Source organism: Candidatus Avelusimicrobium luingense, assembly GCF_902757105.1.
Classification (GTDB): Bacteria; Elusimicrobiota; Elusimicrobia; order Elusimicrobiales; family Elusimicrobiaceae; genus Avelusimicrobium; species Avelusimicrobium luingense.
This window is the reverse complement of the sequence record NZ_CACVTK010000003.1, coordinates 151,510-173,206: the sequence shown is the minus strand read 5'-3', so window position 1 is coordinate 173,206 and position 21,697 is coordinate 151,510. Positions and strand designations below refer to the sequence as shown.

Genomic DNA, 21,697 nt, shown 5'->3' with positions numbered 1-21,697 from the left:
GGAATTTATCCGGGGGTTTTTTATGGAATAAAGTATTCCTATTACTTATCGGTATGTAATGCTTGCAATCTGTTAAGTAACGCCGAAGGATTGACTAGCGGCACCGAAAACGGTTTGCCTTGCAACTTGCAATTTCGCACTGAGACTGTTTCATGCGCCGCTTGCATAAATATCTCTTTGGTCAGTTGTGGATACACTTGCACCCCTAGCGCATACAACCCGGCCACATACGGCACCGCCCACGACAAACCGCCGTTAGTGTAATGCACATAATCGTTTTTCCCCGTCGGAGAAGCAATCACACGAAAATCAGTCGGCACAATCACGTCTTGCATATCGGCTGACAAAAATCCAACGTCATTTTCATCGAACCAATACGCCGTACGGCAATAATCAGCCACCCTGTCCGGGTTATCTAAGGTATGATTTCGGCTTAACGTAAACACATCATTTGTGGTAAAAACGGCTACGCCGTCTTTTTCTAACGCACTTTTGGCGGCTTCAAATTCTTCCGCGCCCAAATCGTCCGGACTAAACCCGCGCGAAATGGAAACGACGCGGATTTTTTTCTCTGCCGGAAGTTGAGAATTTACTTCGGCCACGCGACGTAACACCTGTGCCGTCGGGCGGGCGTCATATTGCTCTTTCGTCGTTTCGCCAAAGGATGGGGCAAACACAAACACACGGGCAGACGGAGCAACACCTATTTCCTTGCCCGCCGCAATAGATACAACCGCCGGTGCATGCATACTTGCCTCTTCTATGTGACTCCAAAACGGGTCTTCTTCATAAAAGACCACATTTGCGGCATAATCTTTGTGATTAAGTAAAAGATTTTGGTCAATAATTGCTATGGAAACACCCTTTCCCGTAATACCCTGTTTGTGCAACGCGCGCAGATTTAATCCGGGATTTTTCCCGTTGGCTAAAATCTTTTTAGGAGAAAAACCTTTAGGCAGTTTTTTCTTTTTCGGAAATTTAGTTTTGCTGTCAAATGAAATGACATCAGACAACTCTTGTGCGGTATACTCTGTCAAATTCCACGAAGAAATATCACATGAACGGACATCCAATTCCGCCGGAGGAACCACTTTAGCGGGTTGTCCGTCGGGGGAAAATTGCTTGCATAGTCCCGAAAAATCAGCCGCTTGCGGGCGAGCGTTATAGTATGGCAATTTCAATTCCTGCGCTACCGCACCAACTGACAACAGCATCAGCACTACACTCATTACTTTTTTCATGTTATTTCCTACCGCACTTGCACCAATGCGAAATGCAAATACTCCGTCTCCGGCATACCGATTAAAACCGGGTGGTCTTTGGCTTGCCCGCGCAGTTCAATCAGCGCGGCTTGCACGCCTGATTTACTCACGCCTTGGCGGATAATATCCACAAACAACTCGCGCGATACATGATGCGAGCAAGTGGAAAACGCCAAATAGCCGCCGGGTTTCAACCCTTCTAACGCCATTTTGACAAGTTTGACATACAACCCCACCGCTTGCGGCAAGGCCTTGCGGCTTTTAACAAAAGCAGGCGGATCTAATAAAACAATATCGGGTTGGTCGGGTAGTTCGCCTTTTTTCATAGCAGAAAGCAACCGCTCGGCATCATCGCGATGGAAAACAGCGATATCACTTACGCCGTTAAGTTCGACATTTTTCTTGGCCAGTTCAACGGCCGCTGCGGAAGAATCACATCCCCACACTTGCGCCGCGCCGGCTTTTGCCGCCGTGATACCGAATGAACCGATATAGGAATATAAATCAAGCACCAGTTTATCCTTGAAATACGGTTTCAAAAACGCACGGTTTTCACGTTGGTCAAAATAAAAACCTGTCTTTTGGCCGCCGCGAATCGGCACGATATATTTAACGCCGTTTTCTTCAATCTCTACCGTTTCGGGCACTTCACCGATAATTTCCGGCGTATTAGTTAAACCTTCTAACGCGCGGAAAGCACTGTCGTTTTTGTAATAAATGCCGGTGGGTTTGAAAATCTTTTGAAGTGCTTTAGTGATTTGCGGTTTCAACAACTCCATGCCAGCCGTTAAAACATCCACCACTAAAACATCTCCGTAACGGTCAATGACGAGTCCGGGCAAATTATCTCCCTCGCCATAGCACATACGTCCGTATTTGCGCACACCGATTTCTTTGCGACGCGAATAGGCTTCGTCTAATTTTTCAAAGATAAAATCTTTCGGCAAATCATCTTCGCCTTTTTGAAGTAGCCGCACCGCAATTAAACTGTGTGGATTAAACGTACCGATACCAACTTGTACGCCTTCGCTGGACATCACACGCACCAACGTACCGGGTTCAATAGACGTATCCAACCCGTCAATTTCGTTGGAAAACACCCACCAGTGTCCGGCTTTTAAGCGACGTTCTTCTTTGGCTTTTAGTTTGATTTGCTGCATACCTTACATCCCTTTTTCGCGCATTTCTTCCACTTCGGTAAAGGGAATTTTAGCCGCGCAGAGCGGGCATTCTTTGGCTGTGAATGTTTGCATCGGATATGACAAGAGCGAACGCAACGGTACCGTCAAAGGTAAGTAGCCCATAGAGCGGTCCACAATTACACCTACTCCAATTACATTTCCGTTTAATTTATTAACTAAATCAATAGCAGAGTTAATTTTGCGGCCCGAAACGGCTACATCGTCAACAATAAGCACATTTTCGCCTTCTTTAATCGTGAAATTATGCTTAAAAATCATCACGCCGTTTTCGTCTTTAGACGCAAAAATGGCACGCACCCCGCGCACACGCGCTACTTCTTGCGCGAGTACCGAGTCCGATGGCGTAAGCGCCATCACCACATCTACTTTTTGCGTGAATTTATCAGACAACGCGCCCGCAATTTTTTGTGCTAAATGCGGATGTTGCATCAGCAAAGACGTTTGAATATACGTCTGGCTGTGGAAGCCCGAAGGCATCACAAAGTGGCCTTCTAAAATGGCTCCGTGTTCTTGTAACAGGCACAAGATATCCATATTATTTCTTGGCATGGTAATCTCCTTGATAGAACTCTTGTCCGGCTTTGAAATCGGTTTGTAACCCTTTGGTCTGCGCGGCGCGGATCGTTTCCCCCGTCTTTTTAGCACGCAACATTTCCACTTTGGGTTTTAACATAGACGACGAAATCCGAAACGCTAAAGCGGGGTTGCCGGACTCATCTGTTAAATTTTCCGCTAGCGCACCCGAACGAGAGGTATTAGAAAACATCGTCCATACTATAATATCAAAATTTTCGCTTACCCAGTTAATCCATCCGCTTACCGTAGCGGAAATGGACGGCCCCACCGTATAGGCATTATTAATTTGCATTTGCCCGTTTTCAAACGATACCGACACTGCCATATCGTTAAACGGTACATCTTTTAACACCTTGCCGATTTTGAAACTTCCCGCCCGTTCCATACGGTGCATAATGATAAACGGCTGGAAGGTAATGTTTAAGGCCTCTTGTTCTTCGGCCCATTTCTCCATTTGGTGTACCACACCACCCTCTAAACGCGCTTCAATGTTGCCGGATAATTTATTCATTCCCGCACGCAGACCGGTCAATTCAAACTCTCCGTTAAAGCGGTTGCCCGATAGCACCGGGCTGGAAAACGTATCGGCAGAAATATTTCCGCCAAAGTTACTCATAAAGTTCGGCAAGTTTTTTCTAAAATTACGCAGCCACGCCAAATCACCGGTAACGTCGGGCGTATTACCTGTTCCGCCCGGCACCAGCGGCACAATAACCGTCACAAAATCTTGCACCGTATCGATAAAATCCATCGGGTTAAAATGTTGCCAATGCATTGCCGTACGAATACGGCGGCGCGCACTTTTTAGGTTATTTACCGATAGACTTAATTTAAGGGGTACGCCGTTCACTTCGGTAGAGGCAATGTATCCGTACAAATTGCCGCCGCGCCAACTGGCACTTAAATTTAATTTATCAAACACCGTTTTATGAACGGTCAATTTGCCGGTGGAAGTTTCGGCATACAAATCGGAAAAATCTTTTTTCGCGCGGAATTGGCCCGTTACGTTTTCAGCCAAAAAACCGTAAATATCGCCGCTGGCTTGTTGCGCATCTATGGTAATAAGCGGGAACGTATATTTACCGTCTTGACGCACCAACTGACCGCTCAAAGAGGCTTTCCCGGTAAGTTTATAACGGCTAAGCGGTTCATAGTATTTTTGTTTACCTTTAAGGTCAAACGGTTTCGTGGAAACAGAAAAATCGGCCGTATAGGGTTGCTTAGCAAAGTTCATATTCCCTTTACCGTCGGCTTTTACATCAGCCGCCGAAGCCGTAAACTGATTAACCTTGAGTAAACTGTAATTGTTGGTCAGCACCCCTTTAGCCGTAACGGTAGATTTCGGAACGGAAAAAGGTGTTTTTTCCAAGTGAAAGACGGACAGGCTTTTGCTTTCAAAGGCCGGCACCGTGGCTTTTACATTAAAAAACGGGGTACGTAAATTATCTAAATCCAATGTAATTTCTACCGGTTTTTGGAATAAATACAGTTGGGCGCGTAAACTGCGAAGGGCAAAATTTGTCCAATCAAATCCGGCAAAATTAACATGTCCCGTTCCGCTAATTTCCATATCCGACATGCCCGATGCCCATTCGTTACGTAATACCATCTCCAGCGTAAAGCGCGACAGTTCATCAAACCGTAATTGCTCAAAGTGCATATTGAGTCCGTACACCGCGTGTGTAACGCCGGAAGATAAATCTTTGTAACTGATAACACCGTCTTTGAGTGTCCAGTCCTCTACGCTAACGGTAAATTTTTGCCCCGAAGATTTATTGGTATAAACAGATGATTGGTGTGCCCGCAACGGCGGCAAATTATGCTTTCCGTCTGCCGCGCGAATGATATTAAAGCGAGGGGCATTCAGGGCGATTTCATCAATAACGAGTTGATGGTCTAATAGCGGCAACAATTTGAACCGGAAGGTAAGCGAATCGGCAGATAATAAATCTTGCCCGGGTACGCCTTGCGTATCCAAGACACGAAAGCCTTTAACTTCCAACGTATTGATAAATTTAACATCTACCGAAGAAATCACCACCGGCCGTTGCAAACGTTTTTGAATTTCTTCGGCCAATACTTCGCTGACGTGTTGTGCATTAAAGGTTTTAACTAAAAACAGCCATGCCGCCGCAAAGAGAAGCAGCGCAAGCATAGACAAAAATAACACCGTACGCAAACACACTATAAAGGCAGATTTAAGTGCTTTTGCTGATTTTTTTGTCCACTTTGCTCGTTTTTTTTCTTCAGCCATACATTACGCCATGCGCGCGTACCACATGTAGATATAGTTTATCAAACTTCGCCATAGGTTGACTGTATCTTTTACAACCGCTATCGCGGCACTTTTTAGGTGGACTTGCTCGGCAAAGCCCCCTTTTAGCACAATAGCCAGCACCACTAAATTGGCCAGCACAATCATCACTACGGAAAATATTTTTCCTCCGGCCAGTTGTAAATCGGGTTGGTCGGCTTCAAACAACGTCTTAAACGTTTGAATAAAATGAAACGCCATAAAAAAACCCAATAGCCCTAAAAATAACGAACGGTACGGCGTGACGTTCCAAAATAGTCCAAGCACCACATAGATAAATGCTGTAAGTAAAACGTATCCCGGCACAAAATAAGGCGCAAGCACGATAAAAACATTGGTTTTATCCATTTTGACATATCCGCTATCGCGCTTGACACATATATCTTTCACGCGTGCCCCGCACAAAAACGCGGCAAGTGCGTGGGTAAATTCGTGCATAAAAACATAAGGGCGTGAAAAATCATATACCGTATAGTGTAAAATCGCATATCCTGCCGCGCCGGCCACAAAGGCAGCGGCCGTTTGAAAATGGCCAAGCACAGTTAGCAAGATATGGCCCGTTTGAACAAGTACAAAAAATACAGTGGGAAGTAAAATAACGGCAAGTACAAATTTGAGAAACCGCATTAAAATTTCTCCACCCAGCCGGGGCTATCGTATTGCAAGGCGGCTTGTTGACGCACCGCAGCCAGACGACCGGCACAACACGATACCGGGCGCAAATCTACTGCTAAAAACGCGCGCACGGCATCAATCACAGCACGTTTCAGAATAGGGTTTTCCCGCGCACCGGGCAGTTGTAAAGAGCCTTGGTAGAGTACATTTTCTTCAAAACGGCGGATCGCCCCACCGAGAATTTTATGACCGTCATCAGCCAAGAGATCATTTTCCACCGGACGAATAAAACACGCCGTTGCCTCGTGATTGACACTTGGCGCATACGCAGAAGCCGGTAATTTTTCAGTTAATACATGCCCGGAAATACCCGCTTGAGCGAGTTGGGTTAAAATAAACGTATGCAGTTTGCGGTAAATTTCCGTCGGGCGTTCCGGAGAGGAAAACACCAGAGAAAACGTTAAATCGTCCGTATGAAACACAATACCGCCCCCGGTCGGACGGCGGGTAAATTGACCGGAGAAATTTTGTGCCGAAAGTGTTTTTTTTACTTCACTAACAAACTGTGCGTAACCAAACGTCACCGCCGCTTGCGGTGTCCAATTATAAAACCGGAGCGTAACGGCACGCGGGCGCAAGTGTACCATTTGCTCGTCAAGTGCCATGTGTTCAAATACATTTAACGGTGGAGTATTAAGTAACACATCCATAAAACACCTCGTTATGACGTTAAAAAATTATATCAAATTCCCCTGCTTGCCGATAAACCGATTTAATGAGAAACATATATGGAAACGTCCGCAAAAGCACATTGCCTTTTGCGGACGTTGCGTTAAGTGTGCCTTAATAAGATTATGAACTTACCAACGCAAATTCGGCTGGCGTGCCGCCGACACCTCGTCAATCCGTTCCACCGGTTGCGTATGCGGTGCATCATGCACCAGTTGCGGGTTTGTAAAAATCTCGTCGTAGATTTTTTCAAGCGCCCCCACAAACGCATCTAACATTTCCTTACTTTCCGTTTCCGTCGGCTCTATCATCAGGGCTTCCGGCACAATCAGCGGGAAATAAATAGTCGGTGCATAAAAACCGTAATCTAACAACCGTTTAGCCACATCGGCCGTATGCACGCCGTTCATGTCATCGGGTTTGACAAACAACACACATTCGTGCATGCAGTTTTCGTCAAAAAATGCGTCAAATTTGCCTTTAAGTTTGGCACGCACATAGTTGGCGTTTAAAATGGCTTTTTCGGCGATGTTTTTGAGCGTTTTTGCATCAAATTGGCGCAAGTAACAATACCCGCGCAAGCAAACCGCAATATTCCCATAGAACGCTTTCATCTTGCCCAAACTTTGCGGCATTTGACCGTTAAGCGTATATTTTCCGTCGTGTTTTTCCACAATCGGGTGTGGTAAGAACGGTGCGACATGCGGTGCCGCTCCGACGGGACCACTTCCCGGCCCGCCGCCGCCATGCGGTGCGGCAAAGGTTTTATGCAAATTTAAGTGCATGACATCTACTCCGAAATCAGCCGGTTTGCATACCCCGATCAGCGCATTAAAATTGGCGCCGTCCATATAGAGTAGTGCGCCCGCTTTATGTACCATATCGGCAATCTCGCGGATATCTTTTTCAAAAAGTCCCACCGTATTGGGAATAGTAAGCATGACGGCGGCGGTTTTTTCAGATAAAGCCGCTTGCAACGCCGCTTTATCCACACAACCGTCATCGGCTGATTGAATATTCACCACCCGGTATCCCGCCATATTTGCCGTAGCCGGGTTTGTGCCGTGGGCGGTGTCCGGCACGATCACTTCACAACGCGCCGTATCTTTGCGGGCGTCGTGATAAGCACGCACCGTCAAAATACCGGTTAATTCCCCATGCGCTCCGGCGGCCGGTTGCAGAGTAAAAGCAGAAAGCCCCGTAATTTCTTTCAGCATTTCCTGCAATTCATACATAACCTGAAGCGTGCCTTGTACCGCACTTTCCGGTGCAAACGGGTGAGCATTAGCAAACGCGTCTAATACAGAAAGCACATCATAGGCCTTGGGGTTATATTTCATCGTACAAGAGCCGAGCGGATAGAATTGTCCGTCCAACGAATAATTTTTCTGCGATAACCGTGTAAAATGGCGTACCGTATCAAATTCACTCATTTCGGGCAAACGCGGGGCGGAAGTACGCAAACAATCTTGCGGCAAATAGGCTTCGGGCGCGTGGACGGTTTTTTCAAACCGGATTCCCCGGCGGCCCGGTTGCGATTTTTCAATAGAGAGTAAATTTTCCATATTAAATTTCCTCCAAGGCACTTGCGTACGCGGCGATATCTTGCGGCGTAGTTAATTCGGTAGCGCAAACGAGCAAGGCGTTCTTCATGGCTTCACCGGTTTTGCCCAAATCATACCCGGCGGCAATTCCTTTAGCGGCTAACTTTTCAATCACTTGCGCGGCCGGAACAGGACAAAACACCACAAACTCGTTAAAAAACGGCGCTCCCGACAGTACGTTAAACCCTTTAATGTTATGTATCCGGTCCGCCAGTTGGTGGGCGCGTTCCACATTAAGAGAGGCTACTTCTTTGAGACCTTGCGGGCCAAGTAAGGTTAAATAAATAACGGCATTTAATGCACAAATTGCTTCGTTAGAGCAGATATTGGAAGCGGCTTTTTCGCGACGGATATGTTGCTCGCGCGCTTGTAACGTAAGTACAAAAGCACGACGGCCGTTTTTATCTTTCGCAATTCCTACCATACGTCCGGGCAGTTGGCGCATATAGGCTTTTTTGGCGGTCATAATACCAAGCCCCGGGCCACCGAAACTAACCGGGTTGCCCAGCGGTTGTCCTTCGGCCACGGCGAAATCAGCATCATACGAACCCGGCGTTTGCAATACTCCCAGCGACATCGGATTCACTTGCGCCACCAGTAGCGCACCTTGTTCATGCGCTAGTTGAGAAATGGCCTTTGCTTGTTCCACATATCCTAAAAAGTTGGGGGTGGAAATAACTACACACGCCGTTTGTTGCGAAATCTGATTTTTTAAGGCTTGCACGTCCAGCGTACCGTTTGAAGTCGGCTTGGCTTCCGTCAAACGGATGGCACTATGGCGGGTGTACGTGTCTAACACTTCTTTATAATGCGGGTGAAGCAAGCCGGACACAATTACTTCTTCGCGCCCGGTAATGCGGTGGGCTGCCAAAACGGCTTCGGCCAAAGCGGTAGCCCCGTCGTAGTGTGAGGCCGTGGCTACGTCCATATCAAACAGCGCACACATGCAACTTTGAAATTCGTAAATCGTTTGCAAGGTTCCTTGGCTGGCCTCGGCCTGATAGGGGGTATAAGCAGTTAAAAATTCACCGCGGCCCGATAAAGCAGGCACAGCCGCCGGGATAAAATGGGAATAAGCCCCCGCTCCGATAAAATTTTTCAGCGGTTTATTTTTAGCGGCTAACGCGTGCATATGTGCGGTCAACTGTTGTTCGGTTAAGGCGGCCGGTAAGTTGTATTTGGGGTACAACAAATCGGCCGGAATTTTTTGCAACAGGGCGTGTATGGACGGGACGCCGATAGCGTCTAACATCTCTTGTTCGTCTTTGGACGTATGTGGAGTAAACATAAATATAACAAAAACCCCCGGGACAAACCGGGGGATAATTTTTATTTTTGGATAGTTGCTTTATAAGCCGCCAAATCTAATAAGACATCATATTCGGCGGGGTTTGTCATTTTGATTTTGAATAACCAACCGTTTCCGTGCGGCTCGCGGTTGACAAGGGCCGGGTCCCCGTTTAAGGCTTCGTTGACGGCGACGATTTCGCCGCTGACGGGGGCATAAATTTCGGAAGCGGATTTGACAGATTCAATCACGCAGCAGTTTTCACCTACTTTAACTACGCGGCCTACTTTAGGCAAATCTACAAATACAATATCGCTGATTTCTTCTTGGGCGTGGTTAGAAATACCAATGACGGCATTTTCGCCTTCTTTACAGGCCCATTCGTGTGTTTTCAAAAAACGGCAATTTTCTTCGTTATACATAATTTCTCCTTAAACTCGGTTTTTATAAAACGGCGGTTTAACGACTTGCGCCGGAACGCGACGGCTGTGAATTTCAATTTCTACATCTGCCCCGACGGGAATTTCGCTGGCTAAATATCCAACGGCAATCCCCTTATAGAGCGGCGAAAAAGTGCCGCTTGTCAAAATTCCTACTTCTTTTCCATCACAAAAAATCTTGCAGTTAGCACGCGGCACGCCCGCGGTTTTCAACACAAAGCCGACTAAACGGCTTTGAAAACCGGCGGCTTTTTTGGCAACAAGTGCCGCTTTACCGATAAAATTTTCTTTAGCCAGTTTGACCACCCACCCGCAGTTGGCTTCGTACGGGGTTTTGGTTGGGTTGGCGTCCTCGCCGTTAAGCAAATAGCCGGCTTCCAAGCGTAATACGTCGCGCGCGCCCAGCCCGCACGGTTTTACACCGAGTTGCTTTAATACGTTCCATAACTCGGTAATTTGTGCATTGGGGAGCATAATTTCCACCCCGTCTTCGCCCGTATATCCGGTGCGGGTTACATAACCGTCCGCCCCGAACATCGTGATCGGCGAAATGTGAAAACGCGGCAAATCTTTCACGCCGGGCAACAGTTGATTAACCGTTTCCACCGCTTTAGGGCCTTGCACGGCCAGCATGCTCCATTTCTCGCTTTCGTTGCGAACGGTAACACCAAAATCTCCGGCCTGTTTTCTAAACCAATTAAAATCGGTTTCCACGCAAGCGGCATTAACAACCACTAAAAATTTTTCGGTGGATAAACAAAAGGCGATGGCGTCATCAATGATAGTGCCTTCTTCGGTTAAAATATGAAAGTACGTTCCCTCGGCCGGGCCATTTTTGATATTATTGCAAGCAATATATTGCAAAAACTCCCACGCTTTTTTGCCTTCCACAAACAATTGGCCCATGTGGGACACATCAAACATTCCCGCGCTTTCGCGTACGGCTTTATGTTCGGCTAAAATGCCATCATATTGAACGGGCAAGAGCCACCCGTGGAAATCTACCATTTTACCGCCGGCCTGTTTGCAGGCTTCGCACAGGGCGGTTGTTTTTAGAGTTGCAGTTTCGCTCACGTTATTTCTCCTTACGGTTATTATATCAAACATTCATATAATTTTTGGGCACCACCCCGCGGTAATTCAAACCGCAATTTACCCTAAACTGCTATAATAAAATTATGGCAGATACACAGAGCGTCGTCAGCGACGTAAAATTATTTTTAGAACGCTTAAAAAAAGAAATGCCGGAAATCTTCGGTACGGATGAAAAAACCACCGAAGGAAACGGTAACGCGCCCACGCAAACCGCCGGTAACAAAGTGCTTTTTAACGGCGATTTATTGGAAGCACGCACCTATATAACGCCCGACCAAGAAGAAGGCGTGGCGTTTGACGGCGCCGTTTTCCACGTCTATCTGCAAAACAAAGAAAGCAATCCATCGGCACTTGTTACACAGTGGCTACGCGATAAGGCCGCCGAAGTTTTACCGCAAAAAACCAAAGAGTGGGCGGAAAAAATCGGCGTGGAATATAATCGCGTTGTGCTAAAAGATCAGCGCACGCTGTGGGCCAGTTGCTCATCGCAAAAAAATATCAATTATTCTTACCGCATTATTAAAATGCCGCCGGTGGTGCAAGATTATTTAGTAATTCACGAATTATGCCATTTGCGGTTTATGAATCACGGGCAAGAGTATTGGCAACTTGTGGGCGAGTTTAGCCCCGATTACAAACTCCACCGTCGTTGGCTAAACGAGCATAAAGACGCCGTCTTTGAAGAAATTAACATTACGCTTCCGCCGGATAATACCCCGAAAGAGAAAACTGAAAACAACCCGGCAGAATAATGATGAAAAAATTAGGATTTGTTTTTTCGTTGTGTATTGTCTTATGCAATTTGGGTTATGCCCAATCCAAAAAGTCGTGCCCGCCGCCGTGTAACGGAACCACGACTTACATCTTCTTTGAGAAATTTTGCTGCAGTAAAAACGATGAATTTGATTTGCATTGCAAGCATTATGAAATGGACGGTGTCTGCCAAGAAGACCAAACCGTGTTAGTTTCTAAATGGTTTGGGCAAACCGTGGAAGAAGAATTGCAAACTGCCAAAAAAGATACCACGTTATCTTTTCACCGTTGTAAAAATAAAGACCGCCAGATCGGTTGGAAGTACTTATCGGACATAGCCGTCTTTGAAACCAATGTATATGACTCCGACTTTATTTCTTCTTTTTTCGTCTATTCTTATTTAGATACCGGCTTGCCTTCCGACGATTTTTTGGTCCGCATGACCACAGAAAACTTTATCACTTATTTGTGCTTATATTACAACCCGAAAGCCTTGTTTGAAAAGCAAAAAATTGCGCCGTTTTCGTTTTTGCAAGTTCGTCAGGAAAATGAAAAGAAACTTTCAAAGAAGACCAAAACGCCGGTAACACCGATTAAACTAAAATCAAACAAATAAGAATTATTATATCGTTATAATATGCAAAACCGCCGGGGGCTTAACCCGGCGGTTTTCTATAGGAGTCCGCTATGGCTAAACAGCGGATGTAACTCAAAAGTATCTAGCGGATGACGGCAAGAGCGCTTTCCGATACGCCGCCCAACAAACCGCCATAGGTTTTGGTCCGCGCTTTCACTAACGCCACCAATTTGCCTTGATAAAATACCGGTTCCCCCACGCGCAAGCGCGAGTCGCTATATACCATACCCATTCGGCAACGGCGGCGTTCTACTACACCGCGTTTACGGAAGAATTGTTTTAAGTGTTCCGACATCGGTTCCCCGAATTTATCTTGCAACGTTTTTCCTTGTTCCGTACGTGTAAAAATCACATAGGGATTTTGTTTCGTCAAAGCAGCATCTACATTTACCCAAGCGACATCTTCCCGGATGACTAAGTCATCGGCTTTAACGGACACCTCGTTTCCCTGCTTAAATTTCATTACAATACGGGTGGGCTGATAGTTGCCTTGTTCCAAACAAACGGCGGGCAAGACAACTTGCGAACCTTTAGACACCAATACCCCTAGGCATTGTTTCTGCGCGGTTTCTACAGACAGTACTTGGTTGCTATCTGCCGGATGGCGGGCCGGACGGAACATCGTATCCTTCAGTAAAATTTTTTTCTCAAAAGAAACCGTCGCTTGCACCTCATAGACATTAAGCGAATTTTTTAAGGTTTCTTGCGCAACGGCGCGGGCTAACTCGGTTTTGAGTTCGGCAGACGTTACGTGATGCGCAGCCAGTTGGGTGCTGCCCAATACTGCGGTAAGTAAAAATACAACAATAATTCTTTTCATTTTCCTTTTCCTTTTAAGTAAGATAGATATATTATACAAAAGTTAGGAAAGACTAACAAGTATTTTTTTAAAAAAAATTTTTTACTTCTTAAAAAACATATTTTAAGATGTATAATAAAAGTTAGTCTAAACTAGTTTTAGTAGCAGATAAGCCCCGCCGCGGCGCTAAAGAGCAGCACACCGACGGGCCCGATTTTGCGCAGATAGACAAGCAAAAAGGCGAGTGCAAAGAAGAAATAACTTTTGTAATCAATGAAATTTTCGCTATTACACAACACAAGCGCGGCCGCCGCAATCAGGCCTACTACCGCCGGACGCAATACGGCAAGAACGCCTTGCATACGCGGCGAGTGTTGGTGCTTGAGTAAAAAACTTCCTAACCAAATCATCAACAAAAACGACGGAAGACATACCGCAAAGGTGGCTATCGCCGCGCCCCATGCGTCCGCCACTGTGTATCCCGTATAAGTGGCCATATTGATACCGACGGGACCGGGCGTAACTTGGCTAACGGCTACGATATCGGTAAATTGTGCCGTAGTCAACCAACCGCTTTTGAAAACAACTTCGTTTTGCAGAAACGAAATCATGGCGTATCCGCCGCCGAAATTAAACAGACCGATTTTGAAAAACGTGAGAAACAATTTTACATATATCATACGCGCTCCCGTCTAACGGCCCACCAAAAGCCGCCCGCTATCGCCGCCAACACCACATATATCGGAGAAACGTGCAACCCCCACACCAGCCCCACCACCGTTATCGGCAACCATACATTTTTCCACCCGATATCAGCCGCACGCGCCAACCGGAAAACAGGAACGGCAATCAGCGCCACCACCGCCGGGCGGACTCCTTTGAAAATGCGGTTAATGACCGGGTTTTGTTGATAGTTATGAAAGAAAACGGCAATCAGTAAAATAATGATAAACGATGGTAGCGCCGCCCCCAACGCCGCAAAAATACTCCCCCGCACGTTGGCGCGTTGATATCCCACCAAAATAGCCATATTGATTGCCAAAATACCCGGCGCACTTTGCGCAAGGGCGACCGTATCTAAAAATTCCGTGCGACTCAGCCAAGCACGTTTCTCTACGATTTCCTGTTCCATCAGCGGCAACATCGCGTATCCGCCGCCTAAAGTAAATAGCCCGATTTTGGCAAATGTGTAAAATAAAGAAAACAACATATTTTTATTTTACTATTTCACCACGGCTCTTTTAAGTATTCCCTTGGGTTAGTTTAATTTCAGCAATACAGAGATAATTTATAATATAATTATTGATATCACAATCAAACGGAGAAAAAATGAAGAAACCGCTTATCTTTGCGTTCGCACTCTTACTAGGTACTGGAACTTTAATAGCATGTCTCTTTTTGACAGGGCCTTTTTTTAAGAAGATCCCGGAAAAACTTTTTAATCACATTAAAAAAGATATAACAAGCGGCCTAGAGGAGCCTGCGACTTCCCAAGCACAACCGCAGACACATAAGATAATACCCTATACTTCAACTTCTCGCCCGGATGATATTGCATTACGTATGCCGGTGCGCAAATGCACCCGCTCAAACGGACAGGAAGAACATTGCGAAGATTACATCGATACCCTGACTTACATGAACTTAGCAGACAATATGTACTCTAACGCCGAAATGGGAGATATCAATTCCGTACGTAATTACGTAGAAAAATACCATATTCCGCCAGACATATACCATCACCCCAAAAATGGTACCACCGCATTTTTTACCGCGGTTGCCCATCATCATTTTGATATTGCCCAATTGCTTTTATCCTATGGAGCCGATATCAACGGAAAATTTGCGGGAGGAATCTCTACGCTGATTTACTCAATAGCACGGGGAGACGTAGAAGCCGTTAAATACCTATTACAAGCCCATGCAGACATAAACAGTTCGCAAGATAGTAACGGAGATTCCCTGTTAGATTTTGCAAAAAGCCACTTTAGGAAAGACCCGACCGCCGAGCGCAAACAAATTGTCAAATTACTTCAACAATTCGGTGCCCGTTCTTCCGCCACGCGCACACGTATGCTTTTTGGAATTCAACACCACTGCATAACCAAACGCCAGGATAATGATTTTTCACATTGGGAATGTTCTTCAAACCCCGAAACTTTTTCGTGGGGTTTCATAGAAACCATAGAAGATCGCTTACAATATAATGTAAGTCTGGCCAGAGAAGGAGTACAAACGTGGCGCAAACAATTTCCTTCCGCCAAAGACAAAGGATATTGGGAACAACAATGTCCGAATAATAAATCCATATATATATTCGGGAAACAGGTGGCAGAACGCACTCAAGCACATGAATATTGGGTAAGCGTGACTCCATATTCGTTGCTGTATCTTTCCCTGGAAAATCAAGAACATTTACAAAAACCGGATGCTGTTATAAAAAACTTGTGTAATGCCTGGATATAAATAACACGGAGACGCTCTACTAAATGCAAGTCTCTATTACAGATTTGCCATTTCGTCGGGATACTAAATTTTCCTTGACAAATCAAAAAAAAAAAACGATAATATAGTGGAAAGGGAAAAGGAGAATTTTATGAACAACAAAGCTTTTACACTGATTGAACTATTAGTTGTTGTTTTAATTATCGGCATTTTAGCCAGTGTGGCATTGCCGCAGTATAAAAAAGCGGTTACAAAGGCAAGACTGGCCAACATGAAAACAGTTATTGCGGATTTGAAACGCGCGCAGGAAGCCTATTATTTAGCCAACGGCCAATATGCGTTTGATTTGGACGAACTTGCCACTGAAAGCACCTGCAAAAAATTATCTGCCGACGACGGGACTACCTACTCGTGTGATGCCTATTTTGATATTGATGTCATCAGCCAAGTGCAAGCCTCGGCCACCAGTGCCAATTACGCCATTTTGGCCAGATACTGCCCGACGGTATCCAAGACACATACCCGGATAAGCGATTGCGTATCCGTACAAGAATTTGTCTATACCGTTTGGTTGGACCAGTCACCTCATCCCGGTCAAATTGATTGTTCGGGTTCTACCGCCTTGGGACAAAAAATTTGCGCCAACCCGTAAAAACAGCCCACAAAAGTTAGTTCACTTTTGTAGGCGTTGTGTTAACAAAACTATTCTAAAATCTAATTGATCCAACCTTCGTTCTTGGCGTAGTTTAATACACCATTAAAAATCCCTTGTGCCATCTTTTTCTGCACGGCACTCTGCGTCAGCCGGCCGCGGTCTTTATTACTGCTGATATATCCCATTTCCACCAGAATAGCCGGGCTTTGCACCCCTTTTAACACATAGAAGTTGGCTTGACGCACACTGCTATTTTGATTAACGGCAATACCGATACCGGGCTGTTTATATACGGCATTTCTAACATATCCGGCCAATTTGGAACTTTCGTTGATGTACTCATTTTTCGCCAAAGACTGCAACAAAGCGTCCACAAAATTGTAATGGACTTCTTCGTATTGCATGGCTTCGTTTTCTAATGCCGCCGTATCAGCGGCTTCTTTATCGGTTGCTTTTTCGCTGCGGAAATATACTTCAAATCCGTTGGCATTTTTATTCTTAGACGAATTGGTATGCACCGAGATAAACAAATCGGCCTTAAAAGTATTGGCAATTTTGGAGCGACCCGAAAGCGGGATAAACGTATCATTATCACGTGTGATTTTGACTTCAAAATTTTTCTTTTGCAGTAATTTGTATAATTCCTTGGCTACCGCTAAATTAAGGTCTTTTTCACGCGTGCGAGAGCGTACCGCCCCGGGATCTTTTCCGCCGTGCCCCGGATCAATAACAATACGCATTTTTTTATGCACCGGAGAAATAGCCGCTACCGGTGCGGGCTTGATTTCGGTTTGCGGAGTCGGTTTGATTTCCGTTTGCGGGGTCGGTTTCATTTCCGGCACGGCGGCAACGGCCATTGTTGGCGTACCTGCCGGGATACTATCTTCGCTATCGTCCGTTACAGACGGAGCGGGCAACGGTTCATCTGCCGCGGAAGTAGTTTTAACCGCATTCGTTTGCGGTGTTTTAGCCACCGGTTTTTCTGCCGGAGCAGCCGGTTTGTCTTGAATCGGTTGCAAGTTTTCGCGCCCTACGCGGAAATAAATTTTCCCGGAGTGTTCTTCTACCGTCCAATGTTTCCCCTGTTTGCCCAAAATGGTTTTGACAACGGTATTTCCGCGATCTTGACGGATAGATACCGATGAAATATGCCCCGTTTTAAGTCGGAAATTTTCCACCCGTTTAATTCCCGTATCGGGAAATGTTATTTCTACCGTATGCGGATTTGGCTGCGCGGATGTCCACGTTACTTGGCGGCGCGGATTAAAAATAATACGGTCTTCTTTGGCTAAGAGTTCATTATCTATCCGTGCCAAATCGTAGGGGCGTTCCACTTGCAATTCGCCATTTGTAAATGCAATTTCTTTCGCCAGCGATTGTTGCAAAACGGGCAACTCAAAAAATTCCGCGGGGGCCCACATATCCCCCCCGTCTATTAAAACGGGAGCGGACAGTTTAACGGTCTGTGCATTAACAATCAGTTCGTTAATACCGGCTGTTAAAATGGCATAGAAACCGCGGGTGGTCAGTTTGGCTTGCTTGGAGCGGGCAAATAATTCTACGTTTAGCCCCAACTTGCGGGCGGTTTGTTGCAAATTCAAATAAGTAGTGCCGTTTTTTTGTACCGTTTCTATCGTTCCTTGTTTGCGGCCCGAAAAGATAAACGGCGCTTTTTCCTGTCCGTATGCAACTACGGACAGGAAACTAACTGCTACCAAAACTTGTAAGAAATGCAACATCCGTTTCATACGCGTTGGTTTTTATTCCAATACGATTTTGTAATCTTCCCACGCCAATTGCGGATCGGCTTGGATTTTGAGTGTGCGGTGAATGTTTTGCTCAATATCTTCTTGGCGTTGCTTAATAGATTCGGCCAACACCGGGTGTAATACCACCCGTAAATTTCCACCGGGACGCCCGTTTGTTAAATCGTAAATTTCGCGTTGGATTTTAATACGCATGGTTTCGGCAGATAACACGCGCCCCGAGCCGTGGCATTGGGGACATTCTTCACTGATAAAACTGCCGGTGCTGGCGCGTTTGCGCTCGCGGGTCATTTCCACAAGGCCTAAACGCGTAATGGGCAAGATACGTATTTTCGCGCGGTCGCCGCGGACGGCTTCGGCCAATGCCTCCACAACGCGGTGGCGGCTGGAAGCCTTGCGCATATCGATAAAGTCAATCACGATAATACCGCCGATGTTGCGCAAACGTAATTGGTGTGCAATTTCTTTAGCGGCTTCAATGTTGGTTTGCGTGACCGTTTCTTCCTGCGATTTATTACCGGTAAATTTTCCGGTGTTCACATCAATCGCGCAGAGCGATTCGGCTTCTTGAATAATGATACTGCCCCCGTTAGGAAGCGGCAGTTTAATTTTACGCAAATTATCAATTTCTTTTTCTACATCGTACGCTTCAAAAATCGGCGTTTTGCCTTTGTAGAGTTTGACGCGTCCGGCCAGTTCCGGCGAATTTTTACTTACAAAATCCATCACGCGTTCATAATCTTTTTCGTTGTCTAACATATAGACTTTGGCATTTTCGGACAGCACATCCCGCGCCACCTGAAGGACCGCGTCCATATCTTCATGCAAGAGTTTAGGAGAGCGTGATGTTTCAAATTTCTTGACGATAGATTGCCATTGGCGATATAAGTATTTCACTTCACGTTCTAATTCTTCTTTCGTGGCTTCTTCCGCTTCGGTACGGACAATACACCCCATACCGTTTAAGTGTTTTTCAGCCAACTCTTGCATAATTTCATTGAGTTTATGGCGCGATTCGGAATCTTCAATATGTTTGGAAACTCCCACAAAACTTTGATGCGGCGTAAGTACTAAATAACGACCGGGCAAAGTCACGTCCATCGTTACTTTCATGCCCTTGGTGCTGATGGCATCTTTAACAACTTGCACCATCACTTCTTGGCCTTTATGTAACGATTTATCAATGTTCTTTTTGTCCCCGCCGATTACATCGGAAATATACAGGTATGCATTTTTTTCATACCCGATATTCAAAAATGCGCTGGAGATACCGGGGAGTACATTTTCTACCGTACCTTTGTAAATGTTGCCTACAATGTTAAGCGCGCCGCGACGTTCCCATAACAGTTCATTGACGCGCCCGTCTTCTAAAATGGCAATACGCGTTTCTTCAAACGACGTATTGACTAACGCTTCCACTACGGGAAGTTCCGGTATTGTTTTTGTCATGTAAAAAAATCCTCGCTTAGGGAAAAATCCCTTTTATATCGTGTGGTACACGCCTTGCGTGTCCCGCCAACATAATTCCTGCCGGATAAAATCAAACCCTTCTACCGTAAAGTTTTCATCTTGCGCCGGGACGGGAATATCCAGCCACGCCGCCATAAACCATTGTGGACGTATCCATTGTCCGCTTATCGGAACAAGAGTAAGTTCTATCTCTTGCGGCCCGAGTACACGCGATGCGAGCAAACCGTCGGTTAAATTTTTTTCATATGTAATACCGTTTAAGGCTTGCACCGTTACCGCTAACTGACTCATGCCGTTCCAATCTTCCAACTTCCGCCCGGACGAAATATAGGCCGAAAAATCGCCTTTCACCCGGTACCTGATCGCGGCCATCAAGTTCTGTACGGAAGGCAACGGATAAGGCACGCGCGTCAGTTGCAAAATCTCAAACCCGCTGGGGGCCGTTTGCAACAAGGCAGCACGCACTTCTTCTTCGCTGCGCCGTTCTAACAGATAAATGTCTAGGTACTCTCGCTCGGCCCGCTGTCCTTTAGCGGGAGCCGGGCCGTAAGCCAATCGCGGTTGGCTTGTTACAAATTTAGACGGCTCGTATGGCAAACCCGAGTCAAGCACCATTTTTTTTATACCGCGCAAAGCATGTGAATGTTCCGCCTGATTATCTGCCCAACGGAACACTATACGCATTTTATAATTTTTTGGCGAGTTTATCATCTTTTTTTATGCCCGTAAGCGGCGCGCATAAACCGACTGCACAACCCCCAATGCCCACAAACTGGCCACCAGGTTAGATCCTCCGTATGAAATAAACGGAAGTGGTATCCCCGCTACCGGCACTATACCTATCAACATACCATAGTTGATTAGCATATAAGTAAAAAACATACCAAAAATTCCGGCACATACTAGGTAGCCGTACCTGTCACCCGACAAATACGCCACGGCAATAATGCGCCATAAAATCAGAAAATATAACCCAAGCACCAGGAGCGTGCCCCATAAGCCGAGTTCTTCCCCCACAACGGCTAAAATAAAATCGGTGTGTCGTTCCGGCACAAACCCTAAACGCGATTGGGTACCGGAAAACAGCCCCTTACCCATAATACCACCCGCGCCCATAGCAATTTGCGCTTGCAAGATATTATATCCGGCACCTTGCGGATCGGATTTGGGAGCCAAAAAGGCTTCTACGCGTTTGCGTTGGTGCGGTTTCATTTGGTGCTCTACAAAAATTCCCCCCACTAATCCTATGAGCACTACTATTGTTGCCAATACAAAATAAAATGACGGCAATAAAATACGAAATTGCCTAAATAACCACCACATACCATAGCCCAAAAGCATAATAATTACAGCAAAAACACCCATATACCACCCATTATGCGCCAAGTCATTAAACACGCGTATCCACGCATAATCTAACAATTCCGGGTGCAGATAGATATACGTCCATGAAATCGTAAAAAACCCCGCCACGCCGGCTAAAAGCGCAATAAGGCCCAAATAAAACAAGTTAATCCCTGTGCAAAACAATAAGATAATAATGGACGGTAAAGTAACTACCACCGATGAGAAATCCGGCTGCATCATAATCAGCCCGAAAATAGGCAGTAACAGTAACCCCAGATAAAATACAGACACCACATCACGGATACGACGGCCGCGTCTATCCATAAAAGCCGCTGCCATTAAAATTGTTCCGACGCGGCAAATTTCGGAAGGTTGCATGGAAAAGAACGGCAACACAAACCACGAGCGCGACCCGCGCTGATACGATCCAAACAACAATACCCCTATCAGCAGTAGCAGAATAAACCCATACAATGCTTTCCATTGTTCATCATAGATTTGATAGTTAAAACTACATCCGACAAAAAAAGCAACCGCTCCTGCGACTAGTGCAATAAAATGGGTACGCACCACCGGAGTTGTCCACGAGAAACTATTGACCGCAGACATAATACATAACGCCCCCAGGACTACCAACAATACCATGGCTCCAAAGAGCATCCAATCTATACGGCTACGGCCGGAAACCAATTGTCTCATA

Annotated in this window: 21 protein-coding genes; 4 read left to right on the top strand and 17 right to left on the bottom strand. The window is 45.9% G+C overall.

Features of this window, described 5'->3' with window-relative positions; all coding sequences use genetic code 11:
• Nucleotides 1-41 precede the first annotated feature (41 nt).
• The 10 genes from ACQY3H_RS04230 to gcvT all read right to left on the bottom strand — a co-directional run bounded on the left by ACQY3H_RS04230 (nucleotide 42) and on the right by gcvT (nucleotide 11,104).
• Nucleotides 42-1,241 (bottom strand): hypothetical protein, encoded by a 1,200-nt coding sequence (locus ACQY3H_RS04230; RefSeq protein ID WP_428075184.1) that lies wholly within the window; start codon nucleotides 1,239-1,241, stop codon nucleotides 42-44.
• Between the two features lie 8 nt (nucleotides 1,242-1,249).
• Nucleotides 1,250-2,422: a class I SAM-dependent rRNA methyltransferase gene (locus ACQY3H_RS04225; protein ID WP_428075182.1), complete on the bottom strand. Its 1,173-nt coding sequence runs from the start codon at nucleotides 2,420-2,422 to the stop codon at nucleotides 1,250-1,252.
• 3 nt (nucleotides 2,423-2,425) lie between these two features.
• Entirely contained in the window at nucleotides 2,426-3,013 is a 588-nt protein-coding gene (locus tag ACQY3H_RS04220) for a phosphoribosyltransferase family protein (protein ID WP_428075180.1), read from the bottom strand.
• On the bottom strand, nucleotides 3,000-5,294 hold the full coding sequence (locus tag ACQY3H_RS04215) for an AsmA family protein (protein ID WP_428075178.1): 2,295 nt from the start codon (nucleotides 5,292-5,294) through the stop codon (nucleotides 3,000-3,002). The genes ACQY3H_RS04220 and ACQY3H_RS04215 overlap by 14 nt, the downstream gene beginning before the upstream one ends.
• Before the next feature lie 3 nt (nucleotides 5,295-5,297).
• Nucleotides 5,298-5,981: a M50 family metallopeptidase gene (locus ACQY3H_RS04210; protein WP_428075176.1), complete on the bottom strand. Its 684-nt coding sequence runs from the start codon at nucleotides 5,979-5,981 to the stop codon at nucleotides 5,298-5,300.
• Entirely contained in the window at nucleotides 5,981-6,679 is a 699-nt protein-coding gene (locus ACQY3H_RS04205) for a lipoate--protein ligase family protein (protein WP_428075174.1), read from the bottom strand. Before ACQY3H_RS04205 ends, ACQY3H_RS04210 begins: the two co-directional genes overlap by 1 nt.
• Before the next feature lie 150 nt (nucleotides 6,680-6,829).
• On the bottom strand, nucleotides 6,830-8,263 hold the full coding sequence (gene gcvPB, locus ACQY3H_RS04200; protein ID WP_428075172.1) for an aminomethyl-transferring glycine dehydrogenase subunit GcvPB: 1,434 nt from the start codon (nucleotides 8,261-8,263) through the stop codon (nucleotides 6,830-6,832).
• A gap of 1 nt (nucleotide 8,264) precedes the next feature.
• Nucleotides 8,265-9,590 carry an aminomethyl-transferring glycine dehydrogenase subunit GcvPA gene (gene gcvPA / locus ACQY3H_RS04195; protein ID WP_428075170.1) on the bottom strand — a complete coding sequence of 442 codons (1,326 nt, stop codon included), beginning with the start codon at nucleotides 9,588-9,590 and terminating at the stop codon, nucleotides 8,265-8,267.
• 41 nt (nucleotides 9,591-9,631) lie between these two features.
• Nucleotides 9,632-10,012: a glycine cleavage system protein GcvH gene (gene gcvH / locus ACQY3H_RS04190; protein WP_428075168.1), complete on the bottom strand. Its 381-nt coding sequence runs from the start codon at nucleotides 10,010-10,012 to the stop codon at nucleotides 9,632-9,634.
• Between the two features lie 9 nt (nucleotides 10,013-10,021).
• Nucleotides 10,022-11,104 (bottom strand): glycine cleavage system aminomethyltransferase GcvT, encoded by a 1,083-nt coding sequence (gene gcvT, locus ACQY3H_RS04185; protein WP_428075166.1) that lies wholly within the window; start codon nucleotides 11,102-11,104, stop codon nucleotides 10,022-10,024.
• Between the two features lie 104 nt (nucleotides 11,105-11,208).
• Here gcvT and ACQY3H_RS04180 point away from each other — a divergent pair, with 104 nt between their 5' ends.
• Both ACQY3H_RS04180 and ACQY3H_RS04175 read left to right on the top strand, forming a co-directional pair.
• Nucleotides 11,209-11,877, top strand: a complete 669-nt coding sequence (locus ACQY3H_RS04180) for a M48 family metallopeptidase (protein ID WP_428075164.1) — start codon at nucleotides 11,209-11,211, stop codon at nucleotides 11,875-11,877.
• Between the two features lie 2 nt (nucleotides 11,878-11,879).
• A complete protein-coding gene (locus ACQY3H_RS04175) occupies nucleotides 11,880-12,494 on the top strand; it encodes a hypothetical protein (RefSeq protein WP_428075162.1) in 615 nt (204 codons plus the stop codon).
• 103 nt (nucleotides 12,495-12,597) lie between these two features.
• Here the strand turns inward: ACQY3H_RS04175 and ACQY3H_RS04170 are convergent, their stop codons facing one another.
• From ACQY3H_RS04170 to ACQY3H_RS04160, 3 genes are all read right to left on the bottom strand, one after another.
• Complete coding sequence (locus ACQY3H_RS04170) at nucleotides 12,598-13,335, bottom strand: hypothetical protein (protein WP_428075160.1); 738 nt, start codon at nucleotides 13,333-13,335, stop codon at nucleotides 12,598-12,600.
• A gap of 137 nt (nucleotides 13,336-13,472) precedes the next feature.
• Nucleotides 13,473-13,994 (bottom strand): chromate transporter, encoded by a 522-nt coding sequence (locus ACQY3H_RS04165; protein ID WP_428075158.1) that lies wholly within the window; start codon nucleotides 13,992-13,994, stop codon nucleotides 13,473-13,475.
• Entirely contained in the window at nucleotides 13,991-14,524 is a 534-nt protein-coding gene (locus ACQY3H_RS04160; RefSeq protein ID WP_428075156.1) for a chromate transporter, read from the bottom strand. The genes ACQY3H_RS04165 and ACQY3H_RS04160 overlap by 4 nt, the downstream gene beginning before the upstream one ends.
• Nucleotides 14,525-14,712: 188 nt before the next feature.
• Between ACQY3H_RS04160 and ACQY3H_RS04155 the strand changes: the two genes are divergently transcribed.
• Nucleotides 14,713-15,780 carry an ankyrin repeat domain-containing protein gene (locus tag ACQY3H_RS04155; protein WP_428075154.1) on the top strand — a complete coding sequence of 356 codons (1,068 nt, stop codon included), beginning with the start codon at nucleotides 14,713-14,715 and terminating at the stop codon, nucleotides 15,778-15,780.
• 130 nt (nucleotides 15,781-15,910) lie between these two features.
• Nucleotides 15,911-16,411, top strand: coding sequence for a type IV pilin protein (locus tag ACQY3H_RS04150; RefSeq protein WP_428075152.1), 501 nt, complete (start codon nucleotides 15,911-15,913; stop codon nucleotides 16,409-16,411).
• A 62-nt stretch (nucleotides 16,412-16,473) separates the two neighbouring features.
• On the opposite strand, the gene ACQY3H_RS04145 is transcribed toward ACQY3H_RS04150, so the two are convergent.
• From ACQY3H_RS04145 to ACQY3H_RS04130, 4 genes are read right to left on the bottom strand one after another with little or no spacing between them, the layout of a single operon-like run.
• Nucleotides 16,474-18,162 (bottom strand): N-acetylmuramoyl-L-alanine amidase, encoded by a 1,689-nt coding sequence (locus tag ACQY3H_RS04145; protein ID WP_428075150.1) that lies wholly within the window; start codon nucleotides 18,160-18,162, stop codon nucleotides 16,474-16,476.
• Between the two features lie 12 nt (nucleotides 18,163-18,174).
• Nucleotides 18,175-19,629, bottom strand: a complete 1,455-nt coding sequence (locus tag ACQY3H_RS04140; protein WP_428075148.1) for an Rne/Rng family ribonuclease — start codon at nucleotides 19,627-19,629, stop codon at nucleotides 18,175-18,177.
• Nucleotides 19,630-19,662: 33 nt separating this feature from the next.
• Nucleotides 19,663-20,334, bottom strand: coding sequence for a DUF2344 domain-containing protein (locus ACQY3H_RS04135; RefSeq protein ID WP_428075146.1), 672 nt, complete (start codon nucleotides 20,332-20,334; stop codon nucleotides 19,663-19,665).
• Nucleotides 20,335-20,367: 33 nt separating this feature from the next.
• Nucleotides 20,368-21,696 (bottom strand): FtsW/RodA/SpoVE family cell cycle protein, encoded by a 1,329-nt coding sequence (locus ACQY3H_RS04130; RefSeq protein ID WP_428075144.1) that lies wholly within the window; start codon nucleotides 21,694-21,696, stop codon nucleotides 20,368-20,370.
• Between the last annotated feature and the right edge of the window lies 1 nt (nucleotide 21,697).

Coding starts and splice junctions, on each gene's coding strand:
- ACQY3H_RS04230 (WP_428075184.1), bottom strand. CDS start 1,241: ATGAAAAAAGTAATGAGTGTAGTGCTGATGCTGTTGTCAGTTGGTGCG.
- ACQY3H_RS04225 (WP_428075182.1), bottom strand. CDS start 2,422: ATGCAGCAAATCAAACTAAAAGCCAAAGAAGAACGTCGCTTAAAAGCC.
- ACQY3H_RS04220 (WP_428075180.1), bottom strand. CDS start 3,013: ATGCCAAGAAATAATATGGATATCTTGTGCCTGTTACAAGAACACGGA.
- ACQY3H_RS04215 (WP_428075178.1), bottom strand. CDS start 5,294: ATGGCTGAAGAAAAAAAACGAGCAAAGTGGACAAAAAAATCAGCAAAA.
- ACQY3H_RS04210 (WP_428075176.1), bottom strand. CDS start 5,981: ATGCGGTTTCTCAAATTTGTACTTGCCGTTATTTTACTTCCCACTGTA.
- ACQY3H_RS04205 (WP_428075174.1), bottom strand. CDS start 6,679: ATGGATGTGTTACTTAATACTCCACCGTTAAATGTATTTGAACACATG.
- gcvPB (WP_428075172.1), bottom strand. CDS start 8,263: ATGGAAAATTTACTCTCTATTGAAAAATCGCAACCGGGCCGCCGGGGA.
- gcvPA (WP_428075170.1), bottom strand. CDS start 9,590: ATGTTTACTCCACATACGTCCAAAGACGAACAAGAGATGTTAGACGCT.
- gcvH (WP_428075168.1), bottom strand. CDS start 10,012: ATGTATAACGAAGAAAATTGCCGTTTTTTGAAAACACACGAATGGGCC.
- ACQY3H_RS04180 (WP_428075164.1), top strand. CDS start 11,209: ATGGCAGATACACAGAGCGTCGTCAGCGACGTAAAATTATTTTTAGAA.
- ACQY3H_RS04175 (WP_428075162.1), top strand. CDS start 11,880: ATGAAAAAATTAGGATTTGTTTTTTCGTTGTGTATTGTCTTATGCAAT.
- ACQY3H_RS04170 (WP_428075160.1), bottom strand. CDS start 13,335: ATGAAAAGAATTATTGTTGTATTTTTACTTACCGCAGTATTGGGCAGC.
- ACQY3H_RS04165 (WP_428075158.1), bottom strand. CDS start 13,994: ATGATATATGTAAAATTGTTTCTCACGTTTTTCAAAATCGGTCTGTTT.
- ACQY3H_RS04160 (WP_428075156.1), bottom strand. CDS start 14,524: ATGTTGTTTTCTTTATTTTACACATTTGCCAAAATCGGGCTATTTACT.
- ACQY3H_RS04150 (WP_428075152.1), top strand. CDS start 15,911: ATGAACAACAAAGCTTTTACACTGATTGAACTATTAGTTGTTGTTTTA.
- ACQY3H_RS04145 (WP_428075150.1), bottom strand. CDS start 18,162: ATGAAACGGATGTTGCATTTCTTACAAGTTTTGGTAGCAGTTAGTTTC.
- ACQY3H_RS04140 (WP_428075148.1), bottom strand. CDS start 19,629: ATGACAAAAACAATACCGGAACTTCCCGTAGTGGAAGCGTTAGTCAAT.
- ACQY3H_RS04135 (WP_428075146.1), bottom strand. CDS start 20,334: ATGCGTATAGTGTTCCGTTGGGCAGATAATCAGGCGGAACATTCACAT.
- ACQY3H_RS04130 (WP_428075144.1), bottom strand. CDS start 21,696: ATGAGACAATTGGTTTCCGGCCGTAGCCGTATAGATTGGATGCTCTTT.